Here is a 10475-nt window from a genome sequence, read left to right as displayed (position 1 = left end):
TGGGACATGGGAGCACGGCCAGCCATTCCCGCGAAACGACGCGATGGCCCGGTCGCCTGCCCCAAATGGGCCTATCGGTGTCGGCATCTTGTTGAGAACCTCTGGGCCCGTCTCAAGGAGTGGCGTGCTGTCGCAACCAGATACGAAAAAACCGCAACGTCATTCCTCGCCGTCATCCACATCGCTGCCGCAGCAGACTGGATCAAGTTCTAACAGGCCCTAAGCCCCACCGAGGCGTCCACCATCCTCGGTATCTCCCGACCGCTCGTCGTACTGCGGATGGATCGCGGCGACCTTCCGTTCCGCTATATCGGCAAGCACCGCCGCGCGTCGCTCAAGGACGTGCTGGCGTTGAATACGGAACTCGATGTTCGGCAGAAGGCCATGGAGGATTTGGCCGCCGACTCCGAGAATCTCCATCTCCATTATGGCATTTAGTCCCGTTGTCGCAATCTACGACGCCTGTATCCTCTACCCGTTTCACCTTAGGAACATCGTCGTCCAGGCGGCGGCGGACGGTCGATGCGCGGTGGACCGACGCGATTCATGACGAGTGGATACGAAACCTTCTGGCCAACACGCCGGACCTTTCGGCCGAACGCTTGGCGACTACGAAGCAACTCATGAACGCCGCGCTGCCGAAGGCGACAGTAACCGGTTACGAACGTAAGCATCCGGAGAGAGCCGCGGGCGTAATCAGGCTTTGATGGTATTATTGCTGTGGTGAAGGGTTTTCCAGTGCCATGGCAGGAGTTCATGGAGGCGTGGATTTGGCATATCGTTGATACGGGCGAGGACATCTGCGAGTCATGCTTTGGGATCGACAAGGTTCAGACGGGCGGTGACGATCAGGGAATACATGGCGGCAGCGCGTTCTCCGCCCCGGTCTGACCCGGCGAATAACCAGGCTTTTCTGCCGAGGGCTATCCCACGGAGCGCACGCTCTGCGGCGTTATTTGTGAGACAGATGCGCCCATCATGTAGAAACCGTGTGAACATATCAGGTCGTCTGAGAAAATAGCTCATGGCCTGTGCAATGGGATTTTTTGATGACATGCGTTGGCACGTGTCACGCATCCACATGAACAGGTCCTCTACCATGGGAGCACTGCTTTCCTGACGGACCGCGAGCCGATGCTGGTCTGGGGTGCCGTTTATCACACGTTCAGCCTCGAAGATGGCGTCGATGCGGCGCACTGCCTCTATCGCCAGCGGGGCCTTGTCCTTCTCCGCGATTTTGAACAGCCCCCTTCGTCCGTGCGCCCAGCATCCTGCAGACACGACAGGTGCAGGCTGACGGCCCGGTTTTGTCAGAGCGTTATATCCGGCATAGGCATCGGATTGCACGATCCCCGTCCAGCCCGAAAGATGATCGACAGGATGTTCGCCCTTGCGGTCCCGTGAATAACGGAACCACACGGCTGGCGGTGCTGTGCCTCCAAAGGGGTGATCGTCGCGCACATAATTCCACAATCGACCGGTGCGTGTTCGGCCCTTCGCCAGCACGGGCACGGTGGTGTCATCCGCATGCAGACGACCAGCTGCCAGCACATGGACCCGGATCAGCGCGTTCAGAGGGGCCAGGGTCGCTGTGCAGGCTCCCACCCAGTCGGCTAACGTTGACGTGTCGAGATCAATCCCTTCGCGTGCAAAGGCATCACTCTGCCTGTTCAGCGGCAGATGCTGGAGATACTTGTCGCACAGAATGCCCGCCAGCAGTTCTGGCCCTGCACGCCCCCGTGAGATCGGGTAGAAAGGCGCTGGTGGCTGGGTAATGCTCTCGCAATCCCGACAGGTGAACTTCTCCCGCACCGTCTGGATGACTTTGAACTGGCGTGGGATCACTTCCAGCGTCTCAGTGATACTTTCGCCCAGTTTGCTCAGGCGCATCCCGCCACAGCACGGACACTGTGTTGGCGCAGGAAGAACCATCCGTTCGCGTGGCAGGTCGGCGGGTAAGGGCTGCCGCCCCCGGTTATTCCGCGGTGCTGTTGCACGGACAGCGAGGTCCGCCGCATTTTCGAACGTGTCTTCGGCTTGCGTTGTTTCCAGCTCCTCCAGCTCAAGTTCCAGCTGGTCCAGCAGGCGCCGTCCCCGTTCCGATGACGTCCCGAAGCGGTCCTGACGCATCCGTGCAATAAGATGTTTAAGATGGGTAATCTGCGCTTCAGCGCTGACTGCTCGGGCTTCAGCGTCTGTGGCCCGGGTTTCGGCAGCACGGGCACGCGTCTCGGCGGCGGCAAGTGCCGCACGTAAGGCCGTTATGTCATCCATGCTTCCCGTCATGAAAAACAGTTCAGCACAAAACCGTTCAAAAGGGTACAGGACTATGGATCACGATCCCCTTTTTGTTACCCCGCCAGTTCAGGTCGCCATGTTTTCTGCGGATTACGCCAGTCGATCCCTTCGAGCAGACAACTTAATTGTGACGCACTCAGATGGATGGCCCCGTCCTTTGCCGAGGGCCAGATGAAATACCCACGTTCAATCCGTTTTGCATAGAGGGACACTCCAATCCCGTCATGCCAGATCAGTTTCACCAGATCGCCGCGTCGGCCACGAAAGACAAAAACATCACCAGCATAGGGGTCTCTCCCCAGAAACTGTTGAACCCTCAGCGCCAGACCGGGCATGCCAAGGCGCATGTCTGTCGCACCTGCCGCCAGCCATATCTTCAGACCAGAGGGAAGAGGGATCATGAGCGTAAAACCTGAAGGAGTTTCCTCAGATCTTCAATCGCGATCCGGCTGTCAACCATCAGCTTCTCGCCACCAGGAAAAAGAATGCTGGCTTCATGTCCACTCCCGCAGGACTGGTCTCCTCCCAGCCCTTCAACAGGGGATGTCATATGAACCGGCACAAAAGAAAGCTGCTCTTTCGCAGACGGGTTTACGAAATCCAGTCTCTGACGCCATCGGTAAACGACGCTGACGTGGACACCAAACTGGCGCGCAACAGCACGGACTGACTGACCAGTTTCATAAGAAGCCAGCACAACCCGACGTCTGAACGCGTCATCATAGGCCCGGCGCCGTTCGCCAACAATTTCAATAACCGGATGAAGGGCTCGCGATGCTTGTGTCGCAGCGAATGTCGCTGCGACACAAGCATCATTCTGTTCTGATCGCTCTGTCATGAACAGAACACATCACCACACCATAAAATCCACAAGGCGTCTCACACCGGAAGCTTACTTACGAACAGCAATTCCGACCATATACGTTGCTCGATCCTGATGACCGTCCCGTCGCCGCGACCGCGATCGAGGCAGACGCGCCGATAATCGTCACATGGAACCTAGACGACTTTCCTGTTGCCGAATTAAGAGAGCATAGCTTGGCGCAGCAGTCACCGGATGTCTTCCTGGTCGACCTCTGCAAGCGGGCCCCGGATAGGCATTGCCTTCTGAACGAAATAGGCAATCTGCTTTCACCGAAGTCTCAGGGCATTGAGCCGCAGTGCGTTTGTCACGACGGCCAGGGATGACAGGGCCATCGCGCCTCCCGCGAACATGGGCGACAGCGTAAGGCCAAAGACGGGATACAGTACGCCTGCGGCAAGTGGGATGCCGATCCCATTGAACAGGAAAGAAAATGCCAGATTCTGCCGGATGTTGCGCATCGTCGCCTGTGCCAGGCGGCGGGCGCGTACCAGTCCGGCGAGGCTGCCTTGTGCCAGTGTCATCCCGGCGCTTTCGATGGCGACATCGGTGCCTGTGCCCATGGCGATTCCGATATCGGCGGTGGCCAGGGCCGGCGCGTCGTTGACGCCGTCGCCCGCCATGGCGACACGGGCTCCCTTCTGTTGCATGTCACGAATGATCGCGGCCTTATCCTCGGGTTTGAGGTCGGCATGTACCTCGTCGATTCCCGCCTGCCGGGCCACGACTTCCGCAGTCCGGGCATTGTCACCCGTCAGCATCACGATCCGCATGCCGGCTGCGTGCAGTGCCGCGATGGTCTCCTTCGCGTCGGTCTTCAGCGGATCGGCCACGACCAGCAACCCAGCGGCCTGTCCGTCGATGCCGACGAACATGACGCCCGCGCCCTCCGCCCGGTGGGTGTCCGCGACAGGGATCAATGCCGACGCATCGATGCCCTGCTGCCGCATCTGGGCCTGGTTTCCGACGACGACGGCATGCCCGTCCACGGTGCCGGTCACGCCCAGGCCGGTCTGAGACGCGAAATCCCCGACCGGCGCGGCCTGAAGGCCCTGCTCCGTCATCGCGGCGACCAGCGCCTGGGCCAGCGGATGCTCGGATTGTGTTTCCAGTGATGCCGCCAGTCGCAGGACGATGCTGGAATCCCATGCACCTGATGTTTCGGTCGCGATCAGCCGGGGCTTGCCTTCCGTTACGGTGCCGGTCTTGTCGATCACCAGCGTATCGACCGTATCCAGTGCCTGCAGGGCCTCGGCGTTGCGAACCAGCACGCCAGCTCGCGCCCCGCGTCCCATGCCGACCATGATCGACATCGGAGTGGCCAGGCCCAGCGCGCACGGACAGGCGATCACCAGGACCGCAATGGCGTTCAGCAGTGCGTGTCCGAAGCGCGGTTGCGGACCGACCAGAAGCCAGACAACGAAGGTCAGCAGGGACACAAGCACGACCAGCGGCACGAACCAGCCGGAGACCCGGTCCGCCACCGCCTGGATCGGTGCGCGCGTACGCTGGGCGGCCGCTACCATGCTGACGATCCGGGCCAGCATTGTGTCCGAGCCGACGGCCTCGGCCGTCATCAGCAGGCTGCCGGTGCCGTTGATGGTTCCGCCCGTCACCTTGTCACCCGGGCCCTTGGCGACAGGTGCTGGCTCTCCTGTCAGCATGGCTTCGTCCACGCTGGAGCGCCCGTCCATGACGGTGCCGTCCACCGGGATGCTTTCCCCCGGCCGGATGCGGAGCCGATTGCCGGGCACGATCTGGGCCAGCGGTACGTCGTCCTCGCGATCCTGCGCGCCGACCCGGTGTGCGATTTTCGGTGCGAGATCCAGCAGGGCGCGAATGGCGCGACTGGTACGGGCGCGGGCGCGCAGTTCCAGGACCTGCCCGGCCAACACCAGGGCCACGATAACACCTGCGGCTTCGTAATAGACCGGGACCGACCCGTCATGCATGCGGAAGGCAGCAGGGAACAGGCCAGGGGCTACTGTCGCGGCGATGCTGTAGAGAAAGCCCGCGCCGACGCCCAGCATGATCAACGTAAACATGTTCAGATGCCGGGTGCGGAGAGACATCCAGCCGCGTTCGAGGAACGGCCAGCCGGCCCACAGCACGATTGGTGCCGTAAGCGCCAACTGAATCCAGTTCGTCAGGCCGCCATCGAAAAATGCCAGCCCTCCCATATCCGCCGCCATGGCGATGACGACGAGCGGGACCGCCAATATGCTCGCTCCCCACAGGCGCCGGCTGAAATCCACGAGTTCCGGGTTGGGCATGTCGGCGTCGGATGGCTCCTCCGGTTCCAGCGCCATGCCGCAGATGGGGCAGGAGCCGGGGTGATCCTGTCGGATCTGGGGGTGCATCGGGCAGGTCCAGATCATCCCGGCCCGCCTGGGCTGAGGCTTGATGGGCGTCGTGTCCGCCTTGTGCAGGTAATGACAGGGGGCGGCCTCGAACTTTGTCTGGCAGTGCGCGCTGCAAAAATACCAGGTCCGGCCATCATGGTCGGCATGATGCGTCGCCGTCGCGGGATCGACCGTCATGCCACACACAGGATCCTTGACCAGGTGCGCGTCAACTCCGGTCGCTGCCGGGGTGGGACCCTCTCCATGGAGATGGGACGCGCAAGCTGCTGTATTGTCGTTCGTCATGAAGCCCCCTTGCTTGTGGCCGCCAGCCGCGGCGTCGAAGTATGCCATAATCGCTTGCACTTCAAGGTATGCCCCTGTAGGGTATAGTGCAATGAGGCAGTCACGGGTAAAGATTTCGCAGGGCCTGAAACGGGTCGAAGGTCAGGTGCGTGGCATCCAGAAAATGGTGGACGAAGACCGCTATTGCGTGGATGTTCTGCTTCAGCTTCGGGCCGCCAAGGCGGCGTTGCATCGGCTCGAGGGGCTTGTTCTGCGCGAACATATCGCGGGCTGCGTTGTAGAGGCGATCGAATCCGGCGATCCGGTGGAGCGTCAGGAAAAAATCGGGGAACTGATCGAAACGGTCAGCAAGATGACGGGGTAGACGTGCAAGAGATCGGCGCGATACGGTTGGGACGGTTGCTGGCCTGCCTGCTTCTGCAGGTGGGGCTGATGCTGGCATCCGTCATGCCGGGTCATGCCGCCACGTTGCCCTCTACAGTTGCTGTGGTTACCCAGCCGATGGCCGACATGCCAGGGATGCAGATGCCATCCCGTGCGGATACGACGACCGCACATTGCAATCATGAACCGTGCCACGACCATCATCCATGTCATCATTGCGGCGATTGCTGCGCCCAGGGTGCCTGCGTCGCCAATTGGCTGATGCCGCCCTCCGTGACCAGGGCGTTTGATTACTCAGGTGTTACGGCACCTTTCGGCTTGTCTCGCTCAGATCGCATCGTCGGTCATGGGTTCGCGCCGGCGCTGCCACCGCCCAGACAGATGGCCTGATTCTGTTCTGACAGTCTCAGGACTGGTCATTGACCTATGACCGGTTCCGCCTTCTCTCTTTTGCGGACTATTATTCATGTCAATACGATCCCTTGCGGGACGGAGCGCGATCACGCGCCGCCGTTTCGTCGTCGGGACGGGCCTGTGGGGGGCGGCGCTGGCCGTCCCGCAGGGCAGCGCGGGCGCCTACGCTCCGGTCTATGCGCCGGCGTCGGGTCGGCCCGACCCGCTGCCTGGCACCCGTTTCGACCTTACGATCGGTTCTGTACCGATCAATATCACCGGTGCGCGCATGCACGCGGTGGGTGTGAACGGCTCCACGCCCGCGCCGATCCTGCGCTGGCGTCAGGGTGACACGGTCGAACTGAACGTCACCAACCGGTTGGATGAGCCCACGTCGATCCACTGGCACGGCCTCCGGGTGCCGGCCCACATGGATGGCGTGCCCGGCCTCAGCTTCGGCGGCATCGCGCCCGGCGAGACGTTCACCTATCGCTTCCCGCTGCATCAGAGCGGCACCTACTGGTATCACAGCCATTCCGGCTTCCAGGAGCAGACGGGCCTGTATGGGGCTCTGATCATCGATCCGAAGGATGGTTACGCGCAGCATTTCGACCGTGACTATGTGATGGTCCTGTCCGACTGGACCGACGTCGATCCCGAGGACATCGTCTCCAACCTCAAATTCCAGAGCGATTACTACAATTTCCGCCAGCGTACGGTGGGCACGTTCTTCCGTGACGCGCATCGACAGGGGCTGGGTGCGACCATCCGGGATCGTCTGCAATGGGGTGCCATGAACATGGCACCGACCGATATTCTGGATGTTTCGGGCATCATCTACACCTACCTGATCAACGGCCAGTCTCCCGGGGCGAACTGGACGGGCCTGTTCCGACCGGGCGAGCGCATTCGCCTGCGCTTCATCAATGCATCGGCGATGACGCTGTTCGACGTGCGGGTTCCCGGCCTGACGATGACCGTTGTTCAGGCCGACGGTAATGACGTGGAGCCCATCCCGGTCGATGAATTCCGCATCGGGCCAGCGGAAACCTACGATGTAATTGTCAGCCCCACCGCCGATGGACCGTACACAGTCTTTGCCCAGGCCGAGGATCGTACCGGATACGCGCGCGGCACGCTCGCCACCCGTTCGGGCCTTGCCGGGCCGGTTCCCCCCATGGACCCGCGCCCTCTGCGCACCATGACCGACATGGGTATGGGGAATATGGACATGAAGGGCGGCATGGCGGGCATGGAGATGGGGAGTTCGCCGGGGAAGCCCGGTGATGCCCCTGCCGGCGGCGGCATGGACATGGATCACATGGACATGAAGGAGGCTAACAGACCCGGAGCCGCTGCGATGGATATGCCGGGCATGGCGGCTGCGTCGCGGCATAAAACAGAGTTGAAACCCGGCGTCGCGGTGCAGAGTGTCGCCATGATGCCGATCAACCGGCTGGCGGAGCCGGGCGACGGGCTGGAGAATAATGGTCGCCGCGTTCTGACCTATGCCGATCTGCGGGCCACGATCCCGGGCGCGGACCCACGCCCGCCGTCGCGCGAGATCACCCTGCACCTGACCGGCAGCATGGAACGCTTCATCTGGGGATTCGACGGCAAGAAGTTCTCGGAAGCGGAACCGATTCGTCTGACTTTGGGCGAGCGGGTGCGCTTCGTCCTGATCAACGACACGATGATGGAGCATCCAATCCATCTGCATGGATTGTGGAGCGAACTGGAAAATGGGCAGGGTGACTGCCGACCCTACAAGCACACGATTACCGTCAAGCCGGGTGAGCGGCTGAGTTACTTGGTCACGGCGGACGAACCCGGGCTGTGGGCATATCACTGCCACCTGCTCTACCACATGGAGGTGGGCATGTTCCGCACGGTGGTGGTGTCGTGATCCGGGGTCTGATAGGTGGCACGGTCCTTGCCGCTGGACTGGCTACCGCGGTACCTGGCACGGGACGCGCCCAGTCAGTCCCGGCACGCCAGAGCGAAGGAACCCAGGAAGCGCAGACCGCCTCGGCTCCCGCGCCCGTGGTCTATGTCAACGGCATCCAGCCGGTCATGGACCATAACATCTATATGCATGCGCTGCTCGACCAGTTCGAGGCGCGCTTTGGTGCCGATGGCGGGCAGTTCCGTTACGATGGGCAGGCTTGGTTCGGCACTGACTACGACAAGCTCTGGCTGAAATCCGAAGGCACGGTCGGCACAAACGGCAAGTTCGGTGATGGAGATCATGAGGCCCTCTATGATCGTGCCATCTCCCGGTATTTCGATGTCCAGACTGGCGTGCGTCTCGATATTGACAACGGCCCCACACGGGCCTGGGGCGCGATCGGGGTCGAGGGACTGGCGCTATATTTCTTCAATGTGGAGGCCACGGCATATTTCAGTGACCGAGGCGCGGCGGGGCGTCTGCAAGGTTCCTACGATATCCTGCTGACCAATCGCCTGATTCTCCAACCCCAGGTCGAGATGAACTTCTATTCCGCGTCCGATCGTGCGCGCGGCGTCGGAACCGGGCTGTCCGATATCGATACGGGATTGCGGCTTCGCTACGAATGGCATCGGAAATTCGCGCCCTATATCGGCGTGAGTTATTCCGGCACGTTCGGTCAGGCCGCCGACATGGCACGTTCAAGGCATGAGCGTGTCCAGGACCTGAATTTCACCTTCGGGATCAGGACGTGGTTCTGACCGCTCCTGCCCGATGTGAAGTCGTTGCGGGGCGCACCGTGCGGTCCCGATTCAGATAAAAAAAGATAAGGAACTTACAAATGCTAACTGTCAATTTCAGGATCTCGGCCGCTCTGGTAGCACTTCTGGCCACAGCCTCGGTTGCGCATGCCCAGACACCCGCTCCGGCACCGGCCCAGCCGCAGGGTCAGGATATGTCCGGGATGCAGGGCATGTCCGGTATGTCGGGGATGGACCACGACAAGATGAAAATGGACGGCATGTCCGGTTCCGGCATGGAGGGCATGGAGAAGGGCATGAAAATGAAAGGAAAGATGGGAGGCTGTATGAAGATGAAGGGCATGGATATGTCGAACGGCCACGCCATGGCGCCGTCAGATCACAAGATGAAGATGGGCTGCGGTGACAAGGAAAGCGGCATGAAGATGCCGATGGGGCCGCAGAGCATGCCCGACGCGGTTCATCAGCGCTGATCGATTCCTGATGGAGCGGGGCGGCGCCATAAGCGTCGCCCTTGGAGATGCCCAGGGAGGCACGCATGAAAAGATTAGCCTGGAGTCTCGCCGGTATTCTGCTGGTCGGGATCGGCGCGGGAACGGCCGTCGCTTTCGGTGGTCTGTATGATGTGGGCGCCACCTCGCCGCATTGGCGGCTGACCTATCGTGTTCTGGAAACGGCACGCCTCCATTCAATCCGGCATCACGCCGAGGGCATTACCGCACCTGTCGATCTTGAGACGCAGGCACGGCTCGTCGGTGGTGCATCGCATTTTTCGATGCATTGCGCCTCATGTCATTCGGCGCCGGGCGTCGAGGCCGAGGATATGGCGGAGGGGATGTATCCGAAGCCACCGGTTCTGAATGATGTAGCGCAACGTTATACGCCGGGCGAACTGTTCTGGATTCTCAAGCATGGCATCAAGATGTCGGGCATGCCGTCCTGGGCGGATCATGGTGATGACGATCTCTGGAACATTGTGGCGTTTCTCGAGAAACTTCCGGGAATGAACAGTTCCACCTACCAGGCGCTGGTCGCTCGGGCAGAAGCAGCCGGCGGGCATCATATGCATCACGACATGGATATGCCGATGCCGCGACAGTAGATGCCGCTGGGATAATTGATCGAGATCAAGGAAAATATGCCATACCCCCGTATAGTAATAAGTGGTGTCCTGACGACAT

General features: G+C 61.0%; 10 protein-coding genes and 1 pseudogene. 7 read left to right on the top strand and 4 right to left on the bottom strand.

Going from position 1 to position 10475, the window contains the following annotated elements; genetic code table 11:
* Both ABF821_RS08515 and ABF821_RS08510 read left to right on the top strand, forming a co-directional pair.
* Positions 1–213, top strand: a 213-nt coding sequence (locus tag ABF821_RS08515) for a transposase (protein ID WP_415529696.1), incomplete at its 5' end; no start/stop codon positions are given.
* Between the two features lie 66 nt (positions 214–279).
* A complete protein-coding gene (locus ABF821_RS08510) occupies positions 280–438 on the top strand; it encodes a hypothetical protein (RefSeq protein ID WP_415529695.1) in 159 nt (52 codons plus the stop codon).
* Positions 439–696: 258 nt separating this feature from the next.
* Here ABF821_RS08510 and tnpC read toward each other — a convergent pair.
* From tnpC to ABF821_RS08490, 4 genes and pseudogenes are all read right to left on the bottom strand, one after another.
* Positions 697–2286: pseudogene (gene tnpC / locus ABF821_RS08505) on the bottom strand (IS66 family transposase).
* Positions 2287–2351: 65 nt separating this feature from the next.
* The gene (gene tnpB / locus ABF821_RS08500) at positions 2352–2699 is read right to left on the bottom strand and encodes an IS66 family insertion sequence element accessory protein TnpB (RefSeq protein WP_010515587.1); all 348 of its coding nucleotides are present in this window, start codon (positions 2697–2699) and stop codon (positions 2352–2354) included.
* Positions 2696–3136, bottom strand: a complete 441-nt coding sequence (gene tnpA, locus ABF821_RS08495) for an IS66-like element accessory protein TnpA (RefSeq protein WP_010515588.1) — start codon at positions 3134–3136, stop codon at positions 2696–2698. The genes tnpB and tnpA overlap by 4 nt, the downstream gene beginning before the upstream one ends.
* Positions 3137–3429: 293 nt before the next feature.
* Positions 3430–5856, bottom strand: a complete 2427-nt coding sequence (locus tag ABF821_RS08490) for a heavy metal translocating P-type ATPase (protein ID WP_077813805.1) — start codon at positions 5854–5856, stop codon at positions 3430–3432.
* Between the two features lie 43 nt (positions 5857–5899).
* Here ABF821_RS08490 and ABF821_RS08485 point away from each other — a divergent pair, with 43 nt between their 5' ends.
* The 5 genes from ABF821_RS08485 to ABF821_RS08465 all read left to right on the top strand — a co-directional run bounded on the left by ABF821_RS08485 (position 5900) and on the right by ABF821_RS08465 (position 10396).
* Entirely contained in the window at positions 5900–6172 is a 273-nt protein-coding gene (locus tag ABF821_RS08485) for a metal-sensitive transcriptional regulator (protein ID WP_007284529.1), read from the top strand.
* 486 nt (positions 6173–6658) lie between these two features.
* Positions 6659–8491 carry a copper resistance system multicopper oxidase gene (locus ABF821_RS08480; RefSeq protein ID WP_062497147.1) on the top strand — a complete coding sequence of 611 codons (1833 nt, stop codon included), beginning with the start codon at positions 6659–6661 and terminating at the stop codon, positions 8489–8491.
* Positions 8488–9294, top strand: a complete 807-nt coding sequence (locus ABF821_RS08475; protein WP_062497145.1) for a copper resistance protein B — start codon at positions 8488–8490, stop codon at positions 9292–9294. The genes ABF821_RS08480 and ABF821_RS08475 overlap by 4 nt, the downstream gene beginning before the upstream one ends.
* A 203-nt stretch (positions 9295–9497) precedes the next feature.
* Positions 9498–9767, top strand: coding sequence for a hypothetical protein (locus tag ABF821_RS08470; protein ID WP_228518326.1), 270 nt, complete (start codon positions 9498–9500; stop codon positions 9765–9767).
* A 65-nt stretch (positions 9768–9832) separates the two neighbouring features.
* Complete coding sequence (locus tag ABF821_RS08465; RefSeq protein WP_029604279.1) at positions 9833–10396, top strand: c-type cytochrome; 564 nt, start codon at positions 9833–9835, stop codon at positions 10394–10396.
* Positions 10397–10475 lie beyond the last annotated feature (79 nt).

It is taken from the genome of Gluconacetobacter sp., assembly GCF_047721585.1.
GTDB lineage: Bacteria > Pseudomonadota > Alphaproteobacteria > Acetobacterales > Acetobacteraceae > Gluconacetobacter > Gluconacetobacter dulcium.
Note: the sequence above shows the minus strand (reverse complement) of the source record. Positions and strands in the feature narration are given on the sequence as shown.